This window comes from Brevundimonas sp., from assembly GCF_032017145.1.
GTDB lineage: Bacteria > Pseudomonadota > Alphaproteobacteria > Caulobacterales > Caulobacteraceae > Brevundimonas.
Genome location: NZ_DALZQC010000006.1, coordinates 40,793 through 60,676 on the forward strand (window position 1 = coordinate 40,793; position 19,884 = coordinate 60,676).

22 protein-coding genes are annotated in these 19,884 nt (G+C 68.1%); 16 read left to right on the forward strand and 6 right to left on the reverse strand.

The genetic code is table 11. The annotated features are described in order from the left end of the window. The first annotated feature begins 401 nt into the window (after window positions 1-401). Window positions 402-1,304, forward strand: a complete 903-nt coding sequence (locus tag RTU05_RS02010; protein WP_312595251.1) for a hypothetical protein — start codon at window positions 402-404, stop codon at window positions 1,302-1,304. On the opposite strand, the gene RTU05_RS02015 is transcribed toward RTU05_RS02010, so the two are convergent. From RTU05_RS02015 to secA, 4 genes are read right to left on the reverse strand one after another with little or no spacing between them, the layout of a single operon-like run. Further along, the gene (locus tag RTU05_RS02015) at window positions 1,305-2,465 is read right to left on the reverse strand and encodes an aminotransferase class V-fold PLP-dependent enzyme (RefSeq protein WP_312595253.1); all 1,161 of its coding nucleotides are present in this window, start codon (window positions 2,463-2,465) and stop codon (window positions 1,305-1,307) included. Continuing rightward, complete coding sequence (locus RTU05_RS02020) at window positions 2,462-2,761, reverse strand: type II toxin-antitoxin system RelE/ParE family toxin (RefSeq protein WP_312595255.1); 300 nt, start codon at window positions 2,759-2,761, stop codon at window positions 2,462-2,464. The genes RTU05_RS02015 and RTU05_RS02020 overlap by 4 nt, the downstream gene beginning before the upstream one ends. Continuing rightward, complete coding sequence (locus tag RTU05_RS02025; RefSeq protein WP_312595257.1) at window positions 2,758-3,039, reverse strand: hypothetical protein; 282 nt, start codon at window positions 3,037-3,039, stop codon at window positions 2,758-2,760. The genes RTU05_RS02020 and RTU05_RS02025 overlap by 4 nt, the downstream gene beginning before the upstream one ends. Before the next feature lie 57 nt (window positions 3,040-3,096). After that, window positions 3,097-5,946 carry a preprotein translocase subunit SecA gene (gene secA / locus RTU05_RS02030; RefSeq protein WP_312595259.1) on the reverse strand — a complete coding sequence of 950 codons (2,850 nt, stop codon included), beginning with the start codon at window positions 5,944-5,946 and terminating at the stop codon, window positions 3,097-3,099. Window positions 5,947-6,234: 288 nt separating this feature from the next. On the opposite strand from secA, the gene RTU05_RS02035 reads away from it, so the two are divergent. From RTU05_RS02035 to RTU05_RS02060, 6 genes are read left to right on the forward strand one after another with little or no spacing between them, the layout of a single operon-like run. Continuing rightward, window positions 6,235-7,122: a peptidylprolyl isomerase gene (locus tag RTU05_RS02035; RefSeq protein WP_312595261.1), complete on the forward strand. Its 888-nt coding sequence runs from the start codon at window positions 6,235-6,237 to the stop codon at window positions 7,120-7,122. After that, window positions 7,119-8,510 (forward strand): bifunctional glutamate N-acetyltransferase/amino-acid acetyltransferase ArgJ, encoded by a 1,392-nt coding sequence (argJ, locus tag RTU05_RS02040; protein ID WP_312595262.1) that lies wholly within the window; start codon window positions 7,119-7,121, stop codon window positions 8,508-8,510. The genes RTU05_RS02035 and argJ overlap by 4 nt, the downstream gene beginning before the upstream one ends. Beyond that, window positions 8,510-8,734, forward strand: coding sequence for a colicin E5-related ribonuclease (locus RTU05_RS02045; RefSeq protein WP_312595264.1), 225 nt, complete (start codon window positions 8,510-8,512; stop codon window positions 8,732-8,734). The genes argJ and RTU05_RS02045 overlap by 1 nt, the downstream gene beginning before the upstream one ends. A gap of 16 nt (window positions 8,735-8,750) precedes the next feature. Further along, window positions 8,751-8,990, forward strand: coding sequence for a hypothetical protein (locus tag RTU05_RS02050; RefSeq protein ID WP_312595266.1), 240 nt, complete (start codon window positions 8,751-8,753; stop codon window positions 8,988-8,990). Further along, complete coding sequence (locus RTU05_RS02055; protein WP_312595268.1) at window positions 8,969-9,400, forward strand: (deoxy)nucleoside triphosphate pyrophosphohydrolase; 432 nt, start codon at window positions 8,969-8,971, stop codon at window positions 9,398-9,400. Before RTU05_RS02050 ends, RTU05_RS02055 begins: the two co-directional genes overlap by 22 nt. A 26-nt stretch (window positions 9,401-9,426) precedes the next feature. Next, window positions 9,427-9,606 carry a Flp family type IVb pilin gene (locus RTU05_RS02060; RefSeq protein ID WP_312595270.1) on the forward strand — a complete coding sequence of 60 codons (180 nt, stop codon included), beginning with the start codon at window positions 9,427-9,429 and terminating at the stop codon, window positions 9,604-9,606. 88 nt (window positions 9,607-9,694) lie between these two features. Here RTU05_RS02060 and RTU05_RS02065 read toward each other — a convergent pair whose 3' ends face one another. Continuing rightward, complete coding sequence (locus tag RTU05_RS02065; protein ID WP_312595272.1) at window positions 9,695-10,597, reverse strand: methyltransferase domain-containing protein; 903 nt, start codon at window positions 10,595-10,597, stop codon at window positions 9,695-9,697. Here RTU05_RS02065 and RTU05_RS02070 point away from each other — a divergent pair. The 7 genes from RTU05_RS02070 to RTU05_RS02100 are packed head-to-tail and all read left to right on the forward strand — an operon-like array spanning window position 10,596 to window position 14,842. Then, the gene (locus RTU05_RS02070) at window positions 10,596-11,402 is read left to right on the forward strand and encodes a ComF family protein (RefSeq protein WP_312595274.1); all 807 of its coding nucleotides are present in this window, start codon (window positions 10,596-10,598) and stop codon (window positions 11,400-11,402) included. The two genes, RTU05_RS02065 and RTU05_RS02070, sit on opposite strands and share 2 nt — an antisense overlap. A gap of 42 nt (window positions 11,403-11,444) precedes the next feature. Further along, window positions 11,445-11,702: a glutaredoxin 3 gene (gene grxC / locus RTU05_RS02075; RefSeq protein ID WP_312595276.1), complete on the forward strand. Its 258-nt coding sequence runs from the start codon at window positions 11,445-11,447 to the stop codon at window positions 11,700-11,702. A 4-nt stretch (window positions 11,703-11,706) separates the two neighbouring features. Further along, window positions 11,707-12,546, forward strand: coding sequence for a carbon-nitrogen hydrolase family protein (locus RTU05_RS02080; protein ID WP_312595278.1), 840 nt, complete (start codon window positions 11,707-11,709; stop codon window positions 12,544-12,546). A 7-nt stretch (window positions 12,547-12,553) separates the two neighbouring features. Beyond that, window positions 12,554-13,003, forward strand: coding sequence for a DUF1178 family protein (locus tag RTU05_RS02085; RefSeq protein WP_312595280.1), 450 nt, complete (start codon window positions 12,554-12,556; stop codon window positions 13,001-13,003). A 1-nt stretch (window position 13,004) separates the two neighbouring features. After that, a complete protein-coding gene (locus RTU05_RS02090; protein ID WP_312595282.1) occupies window positions 13,005-13,847 on the forward strand; it encodes a DUF6597 domain-containing transcriptional factor in 843 nt (280 codons plus the stop codon). A gap of 30 nt (window positions 13,848-13,877) precedes the next feature. Continuing rightward, window positions 13,878-14,354, forward strand: coding sequence for a DUF6265 family protein (locus RTU05_RS02095; RefSeq protein WP_312595284.1), 477 nt, complete (start codon window positions 13,878-13,880; stop codon window positions 14,352-14,354). Further along, window positions 14,297-14,842 carry a GNAT family N-acetyltransferase gene (locus RTU05_RS02100; protein WP_312595286.1) on the forward strand — a complete coding sequence of 182 codons (546 nt, stop codon included), beginning with the start codon at window positions 14,297-14,299 and terminating at the stop codon, window positions 14,840-14,842. Before RTU05_RS02095 ends, RTU05_RS02100 begins: the two co-directional genes overlap by 58 nt. Here the strand turns inward: RTU05_RS02100 and RTU05_RS02105 are convergent. Then, the gene (locus RTU05_RS02105) at window positions 14,839-15,195 is read right to left on the reverse strand and encodes a hypothetical protein (protein WP_312595288.1); all 357 of its coding nucleotides are present in this window, start codon (window positions 15,193-15,195) and stop codon (window positions 14,839-14,841) included. The two genes, RTU05_RS02100 and RTU05_RS02105, sit on opposite strands and share 4 nt — an antisense overlap. Before the next feature lie 200 nt (window positions 15,196-15,395). On the opposite strand from RTU05_RS02105, the gene typA reads away from it, so the two are divergent. Together typA and glnD are read left to right on the forward strand one after the other, a co-directional pair. Further along, complete coding sequence (gene typA / locus RTU05_RS02110; RefSeq protein WP_248120647.1) at window positions 15,396-17,228, forward strand: translational GTPase TypA; 1,833 nt, start codon at window positions 15,396-15,398, stop codon at window positions 17,226-17,228. Between the two features lie 43 nt (window positions 17,229-17,271). Then, window positions 17,272-19,884 (forward strand): [protein-PII] uridylyltransferase (glnD, locus tag RTU05_RS02115; protein WP_312595290.1); only part of this gene is annotated, 2,613 nt, incomplete at its 3' end.

Genomic DNA, 19,884 nt, shown 5'->3' on the forward strand with positions numbered 1-19,884 from the left:
CGACGTGGCGCCACAACTGCTGACTAGGCCAGGACCGGTCGCGCGGGAAGCCCCTGGCGACCGATCATTGTAATGATCGGTGATAAGCTTGGAATTATTGTGCGGCGCCACAAAGCAGAAAGCCGCCGGACTGGGGGAGTCCGGCGGCCTGCGCGAGCGGCGCCTGGAGGGGAGGGGAGGGCGCCGATCTCGCTTCGCTGCGGTACGGAGGGGGGGGTGTCCCGCAGCTTCGAAATGGGAGATGGGAAGGCCGTTTCGCCGTTCAAGGGCGGACGCGCGCGATTTTTCGCGACATTTCGGCCTCGACGCGCGACGTCCTGAAACGCGCCCTCGCGCGGACAACGGATTTCGGTGTTAAGCGTTGATCGCGTTCAAAGGTGAAGCTGGAGCACCGGGTCGATATGCGTCGATTTATCATGGGGTCCATCGTCGCGGCCGTGATCGGCCTGATGCTCGCGGGCGCGGGCTATTGGGCCTATTGGAACTTCTATTCCCGGTTCCAGCCGGTCACGATCAGCCGCAATCCCGGCGAGGTGCAAAGGCTGCTGGACGAGGCGTCCTGGGTGTCGGACGGCAGCGGCGGCCAGCCGCTCTACATCGTCACCTACCGCGACAGCGCGGCCGGCCATCGCTATCTGCGCGACGAGGCGCCCAAGCTGAAGGCGGCGGGGGTGGAAACGCGCTTCATCCTGTTCGCCCGGCCCGATGCGGAAGGGGCGTCGCGGTCCACCGCCGCCGAACGGGCCACGGTCGCCGAACTGTGGCTGAGCCGGGACTGGCCGCTCTACGAACGCTGGATGGCCACCCCGTCCAACAGCTGGACCGCCGCCGGCCTGCCCCAGGCGGACGGCAATCTGGCCCGCTCGGCCGTGGTCGAGGCCGGGCGCCGGTTCGACGAACAGCTGGGCCGGCTGCTGCGCGAGTCCGGGGTCAAGATCAGCTATCCGCTGATCCTGTGGCGCGACCGGGACGGGTTTCTGAAAGCCTGCGGCTGCGCCGACAGCCGGGCCTGGGCCTTCATTCGCGACGACGTGGGGGCGCCGGATCGCCTGGGCGCGCCGACAAGCGGGGCGCCAGGGCCTGACGAAGACCAGATCGCGCCGGAAGGCCCGCCGTCGGCCATGCCCTATCCCGACCTGCCCGCCATTCCGCCGGTCAATCCACAGAACGGATCCCCCGTCGCGCCGCCTGCCCAGGCGCAGAACCCGACACAGACCCCGACGCGGCAGGCGTCGCCCTCGTCACGACCGTCCCCCCGCGCCGCGCCGGCGCCGACCCAGCAGGAAGATACAACCTTCTACTGATCAGAGGGCGGCCGAGGCGGCGATCAGCCGATCCACGTCGTCGGCGTCCTGATAAAGGCCGAAGCCAAACCGGATGACGTCGTCGCGGACATCGGTGACGATGCCAGCCCGTCTCAGGGCCGCGCACCAGGCAGGGGCCTCGGGATGCCGCAGGGCCAGGAACCGGGCGCGCGGCGCCGGGCCCTCGACCGGATTGAGGATTTCAGCCCCTGACAGCGGCCCCGCGCGTCCCGCGATCACCGCCGACTGGAACCGGGCGGCCAGGTCGCGGGCGTGGGCGGCGGCGACGGCGGTGTCCAGACCTTCATTGCTCAGCATCCGTCTGGCCGCATTGAAGCGATACAGCGCCGAACAGTCGAAGGTCGCGCCCCAGAACCGGCCGCCGTCGCTGCGGTACTGGACCCCGCCGGGCGGTCCGCTCAGATCGCCGAACTCCGCGAACCAGCCGGTGACGACCGGCCGGGGGCAGAAGCCGGGCGGGGCGTGCAGGAAACAGGCGCCCTCGCCCGCCATGGCGTATTTATAGCCGCCCGCGACGTAGAAGACCCGGTCCGCCACCGCCGAAAGATCGGTGGGGGTCGCCATGAAACCGTGGTAGCCGTCGATCAAAACCCACGGACCTTCCGGGCGGGCCAGGGCGGCGATATCCCCGATCCGGTCGAACAGACCGCCGGTGCGGAAGAAGACCTGACTGACCACGATCCAGTCATGGGCGCCGGCTTGGGCCTCGGCGACGAAACGCTCGGCGAAGGTGTCGAAGGGCGCCAGCGGCACCCGCGTCACCACCGCCGCCCCGACCTCTTCCCACCGATCCGCCTGACGCCGGAAGGAATGGAACTCGCCGTCGGTGGACAGGATACGCACGGGCGACCGCTCCACGCCGGAGAACAGGCGCAGCAGGAAGTCGTGGGTGTTGGAGGAGAAGACGACGCTGTCGGGCGAGGGCAGGTTCAGTTCGGCGGCGACCTGCGCCTGGGCCTCGGGGATCACCTGGCCGAACACCAGGTCCCATTTGTGATCCGCGTGCCGATTGGCGTCGAGCCACGCCTGCTGTTGCGCCTCGAAACTGGCGTCGGGCCACAGATGATGGCTGTGCGCCGCGAAATGCAGCCGATCCGGCGCCGCCGACTGGGCGCGGGAGAAGAGAGGTTTATGGCTCATCGCTTGACCAGATCGAACAGGAGGGCGTCGTCCGCGCGCGAGCCATGGATGATGGCCAGGAAGCGGAGTTCGCCGGGAAGGACGGCGTAATAGAGATTGTAGACGCCGTGGACGGATCGCCGGATGCGCGGATCGAAGTTCGCCCGGGGTCGGCTCTCGGGATCTTGCTTCAAGGCATGGGCGGCCGCGCGAAGTTCGCGGACGAAGCTCAAAGCGCGGTGCGGATTGTCCTTGGCGATATGGTCGGCGATCTGTTCCAGATCCCTCTCGCTGCCCGGCGAGAAGACGACCTTCATGCCTTGGGCTGGTCCGCAGAAGCCAGGGCGCGGTATTTGGCCTCCAGCCGGTCGAACACCGCGTCGGCGTCTTCGCCCGGACCGTCCTGTTCGGACTGAAGGCGATGTCCAAGTTCTTCGGCGCTCATCGGCGCGGTGGCGCGGGCGACCAGCCAATGCGTCAGGGCCTCCCGCACGGCGTCGCCTGTCGAAGCGAACTCGCCGGCGTCGACGGCGGCTTTCAACTCGCCCATCATATGGGCAGGCAGATCCGTCGATATCCGTTCGTGTCTGCCCATCGCGGTCTCCTTTCGATCAGGATCGTCCAGAGACCGCGGCGAGGCAAGCGGCGCCGATCAGACCAGGGCGCCGTGGCAGTGTTTGAACTTGCGGCCGGACCCGCAGGGGCAGGGCGAGTTGCGGCCGGTCATTTCCCAGCCGGGCGGCAGGGCCTCGATCGGCAGTCTGGCCCGGTCGTCGCCGATCAGCGTGCCTTCGGGATTCTGGGCCGAGGGATTGGCCATCTCGTTCTCGCCGGTGCCGGGGTTCAGGTGGATTTCCTGGAACTCGGGCAGTTCGGGCGGGGCCTGGAAGCGGAACTCGACCGTCATCAGCCAGCGCGTGACGTTGTGGCGCAGGTCGTAGAGCAGGTTCTCGAACAGCGAGAAGGCTTCGGTCTTGTATTCGTTCAGCGGGTCGCGCTGGCCATAGCCGCGCAGGCCGATGACGCCGCGCAGGTGGTCCAGATGGACCAGATGCTCGCGCCACTGCATGTCGATCATCTGCAGCATGAACTGCTTTTCCAGGCCGCGCGTCTGTTCCGCGCCGATCTGCTCCAGGCGTTCGGCGGCGCGGGCGTCGGCGGCGGCCAGCAGCCGCTCCTCGATCTCCTCGTTCGAGACGCCTTCCTCGGCGGCCCAGTCGTGCAGCGGCAGCTCCAGACCCAGGGTCGAGCGAACCTTATCGTCCAGGCCGTCGATGTCCCACTGTTCGGCATAGGCCTTGGGCGGCATGTAGCGTTCGACCAGGTCGGAGACCACGTCGCGGCGGAAGTCGCCGACCAGTTCAGACAGGTCCTCGGAGTCCATGAACTCCTGACGCTGCTCGAACACCGCCTTGCGCTGATCGTTCACGACGTCGTCGTATTTCAGCAGGTTCTTGCGGATGTCGTAGTTGCGGGTCTCGACGCGCTTCTGGGCGGTCTCGATGGCGCGGTTCAGCCAGGGATGGGTGATGGCCTCGCCCTCGGCCACGCCGAAGGTCTTCATGATCGTGTCCAGACGGTCGCCGGCGAAGATGCGAAGCAGATCGTCCTCGCAGGACAGGTAGAATTTCGACACGCCGGGGTCGCCCTGACGGCCGGTGCGACCACGCAGCTGATTGTCGATACGGCGGCTCTCGTGGCGTTCGGTACCCAGGACGAACAGGCCGCCGGCGTCCAGCGCGATCTTCTTCTGAACGGCGATGTCGGCCTTGAACTGGGTTTCCTGCGCGGCCTCCATCTCGTGGGTCACTTCGACAGCCATGTTGCGCTGTTCCAGCATCCACTTCTGCATCTTCATCTCGAGGTTGCCCCCGAGCTGGATGTCGGTGCCGCGGCCGGCCATGTTGGTGGCGATGGTCACCGCGCCGGGCAGACCCGCGTCGGCGACGATATAGGCCTCCTGTTCGTGCTGGCGCGCGTTCAGGACGCTGTGCGGAATGCCGCGCAGCCGGGTCTCGTAGGTGATGTCATAGGCGGCGTCGCCGATCTTCTCGGCTTCCTTGGTCTTGCCCGCGTATTCCTTCTTCAGGGCGCGCGAGACCTCCACCTTGTGCTCGTAACGGTTCAGCAGCTCAGACAGCTGTTCCGAACGCTCGATGGACACGGTGCCGACCAGGATGGGCTGGCCGGCCAGGTGGCATTCGGCGATCTGGCGGGCGATGGCCTGGTTCTTTTCGGCGTGGGTGCGATAGACCTCGTCGTCGAAGTCCTTGCGTTGGATCGGGCGGTTGGTCGGCACCTCCAGCACATCCATCTTGTAGATGTCGCCGAATTCCTGAGCCTCGGTCGCGGCCGTGCCGGTCATGCCCGACAGCTTTTCGTACAGGCGGAAGTAGTTCTGGATCGTCACCGAGGCCAGGGTCTGGTTCTCGGGCTGGATCTTGACGTCCTCCTTGGCCTCGATGGCCTGGTGCAGACCTTCGGACAGGCGGCGGCCGGTCATCATCCGACCGGTGAATTCGTCGATCAGGACGATCTCGCCGCCCTTGATGATATAGTCCTTGTCGCGCTGATACAGGGTGTTGGCGCGCAGAGCCTGGTTGGCGTGGTGGACCAGGGTGATGTTCGCGGCGTCATACAGGCCGGTGGTGTCCTCGGCGAAGTGGCCGCCCTGCTCCAGCGCCTCCTCCATCCGTTCGGACCCCAGTTCGGTCAGCAGGACCTGCTTCTGCTTCTCGTCCAGCTCATAGGTGTCCTTGTCCTTGATCAGCTCTTTGATCAGGCCGTCCAGCACCTTGTAGAGGTCCGAACGATCCTCGGTCGGGCCCGAGATGATCAGGGGCGTGCGCGCCTCGTCGATCAGGATGGAATCGACCTCGTCGACGATGGCGAAGTTGTGCGGGCGCTGCACCATCTCGCGCCGGTCATAGACCAGGTTGTCGCGCAGATAGTCGAAGCCGAATTCGTTGTTGGTGCCGTAGGTGACGTCGGCGTTGTAGGCCTGCTGGCGCTGGCCCTGGCTCAGGCCGTTGACGATGACCCCGACTTCCAGACCCAGGAAGCGATAGACCTTGCCCATCGTCTCGGCGTCGCGGCGCGCCAGATAGTCGTTGACGGTGATGACATGCACGCCCTTGCCGGTCAGGGCGTTCAGATAGACCGGCGCCACGGCGACCAGGGTCTTGCCCTCGCCGGTCCGCATCTCGGCGATGCCGCCTTCGTTCAGGATCATGCCGCCGGCCAGCTGGACGTCGTACTGACGCTGGCCCAGCACCCGCTTGGAGGCCTCGCGCACCACGGCGAAGGCTTCAGGCAGGATCTTCTCCAGGGTCTCGCCGTTCGCCAGACGATCCTTGAAGGCGTCGGTCATCATCCGCAGTTCGTCGTCGGACAGGGCCGCGAACTTGGGCTCCAGCGCATTGATGCGCTGGGCGTGGTCCTGGAAGGACTTGACCTTGCGGTCGTTGGAAGAGCCGAAAAATTTCTTGGCGAAGCCGAGCATGATGGGTCCGGTAGCGGTCGAGCGTCTGCGAGCTGAGCGGCTCTGAAATCCCGTGAGGGCGGCGATAGGGACGCCGCGAGAGAGGCCCGGACCGATGACGGCCGCGGCGCGCCGGAACCGGGCGCGCGCGAAGGGCCGCGCAGACGATCAAAACCCCTCGACTTGGGCGCAGGGCGGACTTAAGCACCGGCCTAACCCCTGTCAACGCGAGGGGCTTTCGGCCGCCTTCGACGGAGCGCCCCCTTGAACCCATTCCGGCGACCCTCTCCCCCGCGAAGAATCCCGGCCGTGGCGGTGCTTCTGGCCGCGGGCCTGGCGACGGCGGCCTGTTCGCGCGGCGGGGACGACCGTCCGCCCGAACCGGGCGACCGGGCGGTGGCGACGGTGCAGGACCGGACCATCTGGGCCTCGGACGTCAAGCGCGAGGCGGTGGCGCAAGGGTTGATCGGCGAGGGCGAGCCGCTGGACATCACCTCGGACCTGTTCCGCCGCGTGCTGGACGAGGTGATCGACCAGAAGCTGCTGGCCGGCGAGGCGCAGCGGCGACGGCTGGATTCCTCGGCCCTGGCCCAGCGCCGGCTGGAGGCGACGCGCGAACGCATCCTGGGCGACATGCTGGTGGAGAGCGTGGTCGACAAGGCCGTATCCGACCAGGCGGTGCAGACGCTCTATAACGAACAGCTGCGACTGGCCAAGAATGCCGAGGAGATCCGCGTACGGCTGATCCTGTCGCGCACCAAGGCCGACGCCGACGCGGTGATCGGCATCCTGGGCCAGGGCGCCGGGTTCGAGGCGGTGGCCATGGAGCGGTCCATCGACGAGGCGACGCGCTTCTCGGGCGGCGACCTGGGCTATTCGACGCCGGACGTGATGCCCCAGGCCTATGCCGACGCCCTGCGCGACAAGCCGGCGGGCGCCCTGGTCGGGCCGTTCCAGACCGAAGGCGGCTGGGCGGTGCTGCGGGTCGAGGATCGACGCAAGGAGACGCCGCCCACCCTGGAGCAGGCCCGGCCGCAGATCGTGCGCTATCTGACCTATGAGGGCGTGCGCCAGTTGTTGGAACAGCTTCGCGGCAAGGCCAAGGTCGATGTCCGCCTGCCCGGTCAGCCGACGCCGCCCGCTCATCCCGCCACCGCTGCGCCCGCCCAACCTTCCGAACCGGCTGCCCGACCATGACCAAGCCCCCCTCCACGACCGGCCAGAAGATCGAGCATGCGCTGGAAAAGGCGCTGGACCCCTTCGCCACGGCGCTGAAGCGCGCGACGCGCACGCCGGGATCGGAACCTGCGCCGACGACGCCCGCGCCGGCCGCCGCCGGCAAGCCTGGCCTGGCGCTCTCGCCGCTGGCCGTGCCCTTCCCGACCATTCCGCCCATCGGCGGGGTGGAGATCGCCACCGCCCGCGCAGGTTTCTACAAGCACGAGCGCGACGATCTGGTCGTGTTCCGCTTTGCGCGCGGAACCAGCTGCGCTGGGGTCTTCACCCGCCACAAGATCGGCTCGGCGCCCGTGGACTGGTGCAAGAAACAGCTGGGATCGGCCGAGGGCGGCAAGGATGTGCGCGCCCTGGTCGTCAACGCCGGTTGCGCCAACGCCTTCACCGGCAAGGCCGGGGCCGATGCGGCGCGCCGCACCGCCTCGGAGGTCGCCAAACGCTTCGGCTGCCGCCAGCGCGACGTCATGCTGGCCTCGACCGGCGTGATCGGCGTGGTGTTGGACGAAAAGAAGATCATCGCCAAACTGCCCGAGATCGAGAACGGGCTGGACGCGGACGCCTGGGCCAGGGCTGGCCGCGGCATCATGACCACCGACACCTTCCCCAAGGGCTCCTACGCCGAGGCCGAGATCGAGGGCTACAAGGTCCGGATCGCCGGGATCGCCAAGGGGTCGGGCATGATCGCGCCGGACATGGCGACCATGCTGGCCTTCATCGTCACCGACGCCGACATCCACCCCAATGTGCTGCAGGCGCTGCTGGGCCTGCATGTCCGCACCACCTTCAACTCGGTGACGGTGGACGGCGACACCTCGACCAATGACACCTGCCTGTTGTTCGCCACCGGCACGTCGGGCGCGCCGCGCATCGGCCGGGTCGGGGATCGCCGCCTGAAGAGCTTCTCGGCGGCGCTGGACAAGGTGATGCTGGATCTGGCGCACCAGCTGGTGCGCGACGGCGAGGGCGCGACCAAGTTCGTCAAGGTCACGGTGGACGGCGCCGCCAGCCCCGCCTCCGCCCGGAAACTGGCCAAGTCCATCGCCGACAGCCCCTTGGTCAAGACCGCCATCGCCGGTCAGGACGCCAACTGGGGCCGGGTGGTCATGGCGGTCGGCAAGACCGAGGAGCCGGTCGACCGCGACCACCTGGCCATCTGGTTCGGCCCGCACGAAGCCGCCGTCGACGGCGCGCCGTCCCCGACCTATGACGAGGCGAAGATGACCGCCTATATGAAGAACCCCGAGATCGACATCACCGTCGACGTGGGGTCGGGTCGGGCGTCGGCGACGGTTTGGACCTGCGACCTGACCAAAGGCTACATCGAGATCAACGGCGATTATCGCAGCTGATGGTCAAGAGGCCGGAAAAGCTTCGGCGTCAGATAGTCGGCCGCGGCTGGACCGACGATCAGATCGCCGAGGCCGTGTCGAAGGGCGAACGCATCCCCACGGTGAACCGTGAGACAGATCGGCCTGCGACGCGCTATATTCATCCCTTGACGGGCCGCTCGGTGGTCATCGAGGACGAGTCTGGAGAGATCATCCATGTCGGCGGCGACGGCTTCATCTACTGACTGGGCGGAAGTCCATGTGCGCATCGTGGACGAGGTGGTCGATGTCTGGCGGCCGGTGAAGGCCAGGGCCGTCAGCGACCATGTCTTCCACCTCAGCGACGAGCCCGCTCCGCAGGACGAGCAATGGGCGTTCGGTCCGGGGGACGAAGTGGTGGTTGAGCGACGCGCGAACGGAGACGCGGAGGTTCTGGTCGCCGTCGCCCGCGCCTTGGACATGGACGAACGGTCCAATCAATGGCTGCGGAAAGCCGGGTGAGCGCCGAACCTCTCCCTACCGTCCTGGTCGTCGCCGTCGCCCTGATCGACGTCGATGGGCGGGTGCTGATCGCCAAACGGCCCGAAGGCAAGAAACTGGCCGGCCTATGGGAGTTTCCGGGCGGCAAGGTCGAGCCGGGCGAGCGGCCCGAACAGGCGTTGATCCGCGAGTTGAAGGAAGAGCTGGGAATCGACGTCAGCGAGAACTGTCTGTCCCCGTTCGTTTTCGCCAGTCACGCTTACGATTCGTTTCACCTGTTGATGCCATTGTATCTGTGCCGACGGTGGGCCGGCGTGGTCACCGCGCGTGAACACGCCGGCCTGGCCTGGGTGAAGCCGAACACGCTTTCGGACTATCCCATGCCGCCGGCGGACGAGCCTTTGGTCGCCTGGCTGCGCGACCTGCTGTAACCACCGCCGACCAAGGGAGGCCGGCCATGCGACGTCTTATCGGCCGGTTCCTGCGCGACGACAGCGGCGCCACGGCCATCGAATACGGCCTGATCTGCGGGCTGATCTTCGTGGCCTTGATGGGTTCGATCGGGCTGATAGCCAACATCGACAACGGCTTCCTGGCTGTAACCTTCACCAAGTTGAGCGCCGCATTCAGCGGTTAGGTTCAATCGCTATCCAGCCTGATGACGTCCTTCAAACGCCCCGGAATGACGATTTGGGAAGGCTGTCCAAACAAGATGGATATCGAGCCTAGGTCGGCTCCTCGCCCGTCATTTCCCGAACACCCAGCGCATCGGCGAGCCGCGTCTTGGCCGAGCCGCGCGGCAAGGGCTGTTGCTGGCTTTCGTGCGGTTTCCAGCCGGCCAGGTGGATGATCTCGAACGTCGCGGGAATACGGCCGTCCTCCAGGCCGTGGCGTTCAGCGTAGAGGGCCGCCGCCCGGGCGACGATGCGACGGTTCAGCGGCCGCAGCGCCCCCTGCAATACATTGGTCTCGCCCATGGCGCGCAGGTCGCGGATCAGGGCGAAAGGGTCGCGGTAGCGGACCGTGAACCGGTCCACGTCGGAGACGGGCAGGGCGAAACCGGCCCGCTGCAGCAGGGCCGCCCCGTCATAGCCGTCGGCGAAGGGCGAGACCCGCGCCTGGGCGCCGCCACGCTCGGCCAGTTCCGCATCGGTCAGGACGCCGCGCAACTCCTTCAGCGTGCCCGCCCCGAAAAGCGTGCCGATGAACAGGCCGTCGGGCTTCAAGCCGCGCCTGATCTGGGCCAGGGCGCCGGGCAGGTCGTTGGCCCAGTGCAGGGTCAGGAGGGAGACGATCAGATCGGTCGAGTCTGCGTCCAGAGGCAGGGCCTGGGCGCCCGGCGCCGCCCGCTGCGCGAGGTGCAGAGGCGCAACGACGGGGCCGACCCTTCCGGCCGCGTCGCTGGCGCGCACCGCCCGGTCGAACACGCCAGGATGGGCGGACAGATCGACCGCGACGGGAAAATCGCGCAGTATCGCCTCCAAGCTCTCGGCGGCGTTCTCGGCGGCGCGGACATGCAGGAAGTCGGCCTGGTCGAAGCGGCCGATCGAGCGCGCCAGGCGGGCCTGGCGGCGGACGGTGTCGAAGATGCGCGGCGGGCCTTCGGAAGGGACGGGGGGGACGGTCATGACGTTGCAGGATGGGGGCTGGCGGCGCGCCTGGGAAGGGGCGGGACGACGGTTGCGGACGGAGGGGGCCGGTTGGGGTCGGGCTCTGGCCGATCTGATCCTGCCGCCGATGGCCCACGACAGCCGCGAAGCGACGGCCGCCGCCGGCCTGACGCCCGATGCCTGGAGCCGGATCAGGTTTCTGGAGGCGCCGGTCTGCGACGGCTGCGGGGCTGCATTCGACTATGACGGCGGCGCCTTCGCCGAGGCCCGTTGCGCGGCCTGCATCGCCCAGCCCTATGCGTTCGAGCGGGCGCGGGCGGCGTGTCTGTACGACGAGGCGTCGCGCGGTCTGATCCTGCGCTACAAGCACGGCGACCAGCAGCAGTTCGCGCCGTTGTTCGCCCGCTGGATCGGCCGGGCGTCGGCCGAACTGGTCGAGGCGGCGGACGCCGTCGTCCCGGTGCCGCTGCACCGGCTCCGACTGCTGTCGCGGCGGTTCAATCAGGCGGCCGAGATCGCCCGGCCCCTGGCTCGCAGCGCGGGGCGCGACTATTTGCCCGACGCCCTGGTCCGAACGGTCCACACCGCCAGCCAGGGCGGCAAGAGCCGGCGCGGGCGGCGGTTGAACGTGAAGACGGCCTTCGTCGTGACCGAGGCGGGACGGCGGCGCGTCCGGGGGCGACGCATCCTTCTGATCGACGATGTGTTGACCACGGGCGCCACCGCCGAGGCCTGCGCGCGCGCCCTGCTGGACGCCGGGGCGCGGGCCGTGGACCTGGCGGTCGTCGCCCGGGTGCGAAACGCCCGCGAAATCGTTATGTAGGCCCCAAGGCTCGCCTTGCCCTCAGTTCTGGAGATCTAGATTTTGGCCGACGTCGTCATCTACACCAAGCCCGGTTGCCCCTATTGCTTCAGCGCCATGTCGCTGCTGAAGAAGAAGGGCGCGGACTACACCGAGATCGTCGCCTCCAACGATCCCGCCAAGAAGGCCGAGATGGTCGAGAAGTCCGGCGGCCGCATGACCTTCCCGCAGATCTTCATCGACGGCCGGCACGTCGGCGGGTCCGACGACATCCACGCGCTGGACCGCGAAGGCAAGCTTGACGCCATGCTGGCCGCCTGACGTCGTGAGCGGGGGTGTCGACATCGCCCTGATCCAGACCCGCACCCCGGCGACGGCGGCGGGGGGGCTGGCCCATGTCGAACCCCTGATCCGCGAGGCGGCGTTGGGCGGGGCGCGCTTCGTCCTGACGCCCGAAGGGACCAATCTGCTGGAGCAGCGCCGCGATCGGCGCGACGCCGCCATAGCCGACGAGGATCAGGATGTGGCGGTTCTGGGCCTGCGTCGTCTGGCGGCGGAACTGGGCGTCTGGCTGCTGATCGGCTCGGCCATCGTGCGGTCTGGCCATGTCGGGGATGCGCGGGCAGCCAATCGGTCCTTGCTGATCGATCCATCTGGGGCGATCACCGCGCGCTATGACAAGCTGCACGTCTTCGACGTCGATCTGCCGAACGGCGAACGGTATCGCGAAAGCGCCGCCGTGCGGCCCGGCGACGCGGCGGCGGTCGCGGATACGCCCTGGGGCCGGCTGGGCCTGACCATCTGCTACGACATCCGCTTCCCCCGTCTGCATCGCCAGCTGGCCAGGGCGGGCGCGTCGATGATCGCGGTCCCGGCCGCCTTCACCGCCCCGACCGGCGAGGCGCATTGGGAGACGCTGTTGCGCGCCCGCGCCATCGAGACCGGCGCATTCGTTCTGGCGCCCGCCCAGGGCGGGCTGCACGAGGACGGCCGGCGCACCTGGGGCCGTTCCACCGTCGTCGGTCCCTGGGGCGAGGTGATCGCCAGGGCCGACCACGACGACCCTTGCATCCTGCGGGCGAAACTGGACATGGAGGCGGTGGCGCGCGCCCGTCGCGCCGTGCCCGCCCTGACCCACGACCGCGACTTCCTGCCGCCCGCCTGATCCGTCCATGATCCGATACGCCCTGAAATGCGACCACGACCACGGGTTCGAGGCCTGGTTCGGCTCGTCTTCCGACTATGACGATCAGGCGGCGCGCGGCCTGATCGAATGCCCGTTCTGCGGCTCGCGCGGGGTCGAGAAGGCGGTCATGGCGCCGTCGATCAGCGGGACGAAGCGCGCCGACGCCACGCCGGACCCGACGGCGCCCGAGGCCATGCGCAAGATGCAGACCATGATGATGGAGGCGGCGCGCGAGGTTCGCGCCCATGTCGAGGCCAACTTCGACTATGTCGGCGACGCCTTCGCCCGCGAGGCGCGCGACATCCACGAAGGCCGCTCCGAGAAGCGCGAAATCTACGGCGAGGCCACGCCCGCCGATGTCAGGAAGCTGCAGGACGACGGCGTCCCCGTCTCGGCCCTGCCCGACGCCCCGCCCGATCCATCCAAGGCGAACTGATTTGCCCTTGGGGGAGGATGACTACAGGGAGTTCGCGCCGCCCCAGGCCCTGCGGCCCTTCGTGCGCGTCATCTGGACCTATCGGGCCGCGCACCCTTCGACGACGATCCAGCGCGTCGTGCCGGACGGTTGCCCCGAGCTGGGATTCGATCTCGGCGCCCCGTACGAGGAACAAGGCGACGACGGTGTGTTCCGTCTTCAACCGTCGGCGCTGTTTGCGGGACAGTTGACCCGACCGCTGGTGATGCGGTCGACCGGACCCACGGAAATGGTCGCCGTGAGGTTCGAGCCGGACGGCGCAAGAGACTTCCTGGGCCATTCGCTGACCGAAGCGACCGATCGGCGTTTGGACATGATCGGGCGTCTGGCCGGTTTCAGTCCACCATCCGGCGACCCGGAAGGTCAGGCTTCGGCCTTCGTCGCCTGGTTGGAACACGAAAGACGCCGGGCCGACTGGGGCCTGGATCGCGCCGTCCGCGCCGAGGTGGAGGCGCAAGAGGCGGAACGGCGAACACCCGTTCGGGACGCGCACGAACGACGGGCGCTGCAACGGCGTTTCGCCGACAGGGTCGGCGTGCCGCCGCGTCTGTTGCGGTCGATCTTCCGATTTCGCCGCGTGTTCGACCATGCCGCCCGCCCCCAGGCGGCGGTCGAAAGCTGGTTGGCGGCGGGCCTGGGAGCCGGCTATTTCGATCAGCCGCAAATGGCGCGGGACTTCCGCCGCTTTCTGGGCTGCACCGCCACCGAATGGGCGCGCGAACAGCACGAACTGGCGCGCGCCATCGCGTCCCAGGACAGATCGGACGTCGCAAACCTACAAGCCTTGGCGCGCCGGCAAAGCTAATCTCGCCCGCCTTATGGAGGGAGACACGATATGCTGACTGTTCTGATGATGACCGCCGCCCTGCAGGCGGAGTTGCGCCCCGACCTGGGCTGGATGTCCGGCGCCTGGCGACTTTGCGAACCCGGTCGGGAAGTCTCAGAGGTCTGGACCGAGCCACGCCTGTCGCTGATGCTGGGGGTGAATGTCACGCTGAGAGACGGCCGCATCGGCTATGAGCAGTCGCGTATCGCCCCGACCGCGCCGGGGCCCGACGCGCCCTATGCCTATTTCGCCCAGCCCGAGGGCCTGCCGGTCACGATCTTTCCCGTCGTCGCCTCCGGTCCCAGCCGCGTCGTTTTCGAACAGGCCGCCGACGACGACTTTCCCAAGCGCCTCGTTTATGAACGAGACGGCGAGACCCTGAACGCTCGTATCGAAGGCGTGATGGACGGGCAGGAAAGGATCATTCGATGGCGCTTCCACAAGGCGGAGTTGAACGCGCGCTGCCCCGCACCGACGGCGGGCTGAGCTGGCGGCCCATGCGGCCCGACGACATCGAGGCGGTGACGGCGGTGGCGCGGCTGTCGTTTCCCGATCATTTCGAGGATCGGGCCTGTTTCGAGAACCGTCTGGCGCTTTATCCGCGCGGATGTTTCGTGCTGGCGGACGCGGACGGACCGGCGCGCGGCTATCTGATCGCCTATCCGTGGAAGGCCGAGAGCGCCCCGCCGCTGAATACGGTGATCGAGGGCCTGCCGGCCGATCCGACGCTGATCTATCTGCATGACCTGGCCCTGCACCCCGAGGCGCGGGGCGGGGGCGTCACCGGCGCCATCGTCGAACGCCTGGCCGAACAGGCGACAGAGGACGGCTGGCCCATGATCGCCCTGGTGGCGGTCAACGACGCCGTGGGCTTCTGGTCCCGGCATGGGTTCGCCGAACAGCCCGCCGAAGCCATGGCGGCCAAGCTGGCCAGCTATGGTTCGGACGCCCGCTATATGCTCAGGCCGCTTTAGGGCCGGTTTAGCGCCGTCTGTCCGCCGGCGCGCACGAAGGCCAGGCGTTGGGACCATGGTATGGCGTTGGAGGCCCGGCGGCGCATTTCCCGTTCGCAGACGCGCAGGTCGCCCACGGAATCCGGGGTCAGGAAGGCGCGGTGCGCGGCGCACCAGTCGCGGCTGGCGGCCCGGATACGGCCCGCCAGGATCATCGGATCGCCCGCCCGAGCCATGTTCAGCCCCTGCGCCTCGACCCGCATGTCCGGCGCGGGCCCGCCCAGCAGGGCGCCGGCCAGCATCAGTCCCAGTATCGCGTTCATCGTCGTCATCTCCTGCATCGGCACGACCCGGCTTCGGGTCCGTTGGTGCAAGGAGGCGCCGTCCGACAGCGTCGGATGCGGCCAGGCGGATGAAATATCGGTAAGCTTGGAAATCGACGCCGCGAACGCCCGCTCTGGCGTTTCACCGCTCTTGCCTGTAAGAGGCGCGCGAAACTTTCTCCCCCCAATGCCTGCATCCCTTGCAGCGGCGCGGATCCTCCGCGACCGAACACAGTCCGGCCGAGCCCTTCATGAACCTGCGCAACGTCGCCATCATCGCCCACGTCGACCACGGCAAAACGACCCTGGTCGACCAACTGCTCGCCCAGTCGGGCGTGTTCCGAGCCAATGAGGCGACGACCGAGCGCGCCATGGACTCCAACGATCAGGAGAAGGAACGCGGCATCACCATCCTGGCCAAGTGCACCTCGGTGCTCTGGAACGGCAAGGCCGGCGAGACGCGCATCAACATCATCGACACCCCGGGCCACGCCGACTTCGGCGGCGAGGTCGAGCGGATCCTGGGCATGGTGGACGGCTGCGTCATCCTGGTGGACGCCGAAGAGGGTGTCATGCCCCAGACCAAGTTCGTGCTGACCAAGGCGCTGAAGATGGGCCTGCGTCCGATCCTGTGCATCAACAAGGTCGACCGCGCCCACGCCGACCCGGACCGGGTCCACAACGAGACCTTCGACCTGTTCGCCGCCATCGGCGCGACGGACGAACAGCTGGACTTCCCCCACATCTACGCCTCGGGCCGCAACGGCTGGGCGACGCTGGACCTGAACCAGCCCAACGACAACCTGGCCCCGCTGTTCGACCTGATCGTCGACCACGTGCCGCCGCCCGCCGTCCAGGCCAACAAGGACAAGCCGTTCCGCATGCTGGATGTGCTGATCGAAAGCGATCCCTTCCTGGGCCGTCTGCTGACCGGCCGCATCGAGAGCGGCAAGGCCGTTCCGGGCATGGCCATCCACGCCCTGGATCGCGACGGCAAGGAGATCGAGCGCGGCCGCATCACCAAGGTCCTGGCCTTCCGCGGCCTGAAGCGCCAGCCGCTGGACGAGGGTTCGGAAGCGGGCGACATCGTCGCCATCGCCGGCATGTCCAAGGCGACCGTGGCCGACACCCTGTGCGCCATGGAAGTGACCGAGCCGCTGGACGCCCAGCCGATCGACCCGCCGACCATCTCCATGACCGTCTCGGTCAACGACAGCCCCCTGGCCGGCCGCGAAGGCGACAAGGTCCAGTCGCGCGTCATCCGCGACCGCCTGCTGAAAGAGGCCGAGGCCAATGTCGCCATCCGCGTCACCACGACCGAAGGCGGCGACGCCTATGAGGTCGCGGGCCGCGGCGAACTGCAGCTGGGCGTCCTGATCGAGAACATGCGTCGCGAGGGCTTCGAGGTCTCGATCTCGCGTCCGCGCGTGGTGTTCCAGACCGGCGAGAACGGCGAGAAGCTGGAGCCGATCGAAGACGTCATGATCGACGTGGACGACGAATTCTCGGGCATCGTCATCGAGAAGTTGTCGGCCCGTAAGGCCGAAATGACCGACATGGGCCCGTCGGGCGCCGGCAAGACCCGCATCCAGCTGAAAGCGCCGTCGCGTTCGCTGATCGGCTATCAGGGCGAGTTCCTGACCGACACGCGCGGTTCGGGCGTGCTGAACCGCGTGTTCAGCCACTATGAGCCGCACAAGGGCGCCATCGCCGGTCGTCTGAAGGGCGTGCTGATCTCGAACTCGGACGGTGAAACGGCGGCCTTCGCCCTGTGGAACCTGGAAGATCGCGGCGTCATGTTCGTCGGCGCGGGTGAAAAGACCTACCAGGGCATGATCATCGGCGAGAACGCGCGCTGGGACGACCTGGACGTCAACCCGATCAAGGGCAAGCAACTCACCAATGTCCGCGCCGCCGGCAAGGACGAGGCCGTTCGCCTGACCCCGCCGCGCCAGATGTCGCTGGAACAGGCCATCGCCTATATCGACGACGACGAACTGGTCGAGGTGACGCCCAAGTCGATCCGCCTGCGCAAACAGATCCTGAACCCCTCGTTCCGCAAGAAGCGCGTTCGCCCGGAATAATCGCCGACTGACGCGGCAGGGGTTTGCAGCCTATATCGGCGACATGACCCCCGCTTCGCCCAGCCTGGACGACCGACTAGACGAGGCCGCCGCCGCGCAGGATCCGCGCGCGGCGGTCTCTTTCGTTCTGCGCGAGGCCTATGACGCCGCCCGCGCCCGCGCCGAGCGCAAGCTGGACGCCGGACTGAAGGGGCGCGAGGTCGCCCGCCTGTACGCCGCCGCCGCCGACGAGATGCTGGCGGCCCTGTGGCGGGTGGCGACGCAAACCCTGTTCCCGGTCTCGGCGGTCGAGAGCGAGCGGCTGTCGCTGGTGGCGGTGGGGGGTTACGGCCGGGGCGTGCTGGCGCCCTTTTCGGACCTGGACCTGTTGTTCCTGCGCCCGGCCAAGGCCACGCCGCGCGGCGAGAGCGTGATCGAATTCGTCCTCTATGTCCTGTGGGATCTGGGGGTGAAGGTCGGGCCGTCGGTGCGCTCGGTAGAGGAATGTCTGTCGCTGTCGCGCACCGATATGACGGTGCGGACCACTCTGTTGGAGGCGCGGCCCCTGGCGGGCGATCAGCGTCTGGCCGAGCTGATGATCGGCCGGTTTCGCGACATGGTGTCCAAGTCCGACCCGCGCCCCTTCATCGCCGCCAAGCTGGAAGAGCGGGCCGTTCGCCACGAGAAGGCCGGCTCCACCCGCTACAAGGTCGAACCCAACGTCAAGGACGGCAAGGGGGGGCTGCGCGACCTGAACACCCTGTACTGGATCGCCCGGTCCCTGGCCCCCGAAAGCCGGTTGGGCGCGACGGTGATGGACGAGTTGTTCACCCCGCGCGAACGCCGCACCTCGGACGAGGCCTTCGACTTCCTGTGGCGCGTCCGCATTCACCTGCACCTGATCGCCGGACGGGCCGAGGAAAAGCTGACCTTCGACATGCAGCCCGAGGTCGCGCGGCGCATGGGCTGGCGCGGGCGCGGCGACGAGCCGGCGGTGGAGCGGTTCATGCGCCGCTATTTCCTGGTGGCGCGCGACGTCGGCGCCCTGACCCGCGCCATGTCCGCCAAGCTGGAGGCGCGGCACCAGAAGACGGCGCAAGGGTTGTCGCGCCTGATGACGCCGTTCCGGCCGGCGCGTCGCAAGCTGGAGATCGACGGCTTCTGGATCGACCAGGGGCGACTGTCGGTAGAGGGGCCGGAGGTGTTCGCCGCCGATCCGGTCAAGCTGCTGACCCTGTTCACAGCCGCCGACAAGCAGGACCTGGATCTGCACCCGGACGCCTTTTCGGCGGTCACACGGTCGCTGTCGCTGGTGACGCCCCGGCTGCGGCGCGATCCGGCGGCGTCGCGCGCTTTCCTGGACGTGCTGGCGCACGGGCAGCGGCCCTATCGCGTGCTGACCATCATGAACGAGACGGGACTGCTAGGCCGGTTCCTGCCCGAATGGGGTCGGATCGTCGGCCAGACCCAGTTCAACATGTACCACGCCTATACGGTGGACGAGCATACGCTTCAGGCCATAGGCGTCATCAACGACATCGCGCGCGGCAAGCTGAAGACCGACCACCCGATGGCCAGCGAGATCGTGCATCTGATCTCGGACATGGAAGCCCTGATGCTGGGCATGCTGCTGCACGATGTGGGCAAGGGCGGCGAGCGCGGGCAGTTGGAGGACGGCGCCATCGCCGCGCGCAGGGCCTGCGAACGGCTGGGCGTCGATCCCCGCCGGATCGAACTGGTCGTCTGGCTGGTGCGCAGCCATCTGGCGCTCAGCGACTACGCCCAGAAGCGCGACCTCAGCGATCCCGCCACCATCCGCGCCTTCGCCGAACTGGTCGGCGATCCCGAGCGGCTGCGGATGCTGCTGGTCCTGACCGTCGCCGACATCCGGGCGGTGGGGCCGGGGGTGTGGAACGGCTGGAAGGGTCAGCTGATGCGCACCCTCTACAATCAGGTCGCCGCCCTGTTCCGGGGCGAGGATGTGGCGCGCGAGGATCCGCTGTCGGTCCATCCGGCCCTGGTCGAACGCGCGCGCCGGACCGGGGCGGCGGCCGAGGCCGCGCCAGTCTCGCCGGTCGAGGGACTGCCGGTCCAGGCCACCGAAATCTCCATCGCCGCCGCCGACCGGCCCGGCCTGTTCGCCGACCTGGCCCAGACCATGGCCGCCCTGGGCGCCGACGTCACCGACGCGCGCGTGGCGACCGAGGACGGGGTGGTCCTGGACGTCTTCCGGGTTCAGGACGGGGCGGGCCTGCCCTATGGCCAGGCCGAGCCGCGCCGAGTGAAGACCCTGGTCGAGGCGCTGGAGAAGGCCGCGCGCGGGGAGGGTCGGATCGGCCAGCCGCCCCAGCCGGCCGGCAACGCCCGAAAGGCCGCCTTCGAGGTTCGTCCCGTGGTCACGGTGGACCACCACGCCAGCGAACTCGCCACCGTGGTCGAGGTGTCGTGCGCCGACCGGCCGGGCCTCCTGGCCGATCTGTCGCGGGTGTTCAACGACGAGGGTCTCAGCATCCGCTCGGCCCATGTCGCCAGCTATGGCGAGCGGGCGGTGGACAGCTTCTATGTGGTGGATCGCAAGGGCCGCAAACTGACGTCCGAACAGCGGATCGCCGAACTGCGTACGGCCCTGGAGGCGGTTCTGGACAGCCGCGCGCCGGCGCCGGCCGGGCGCAAGGTG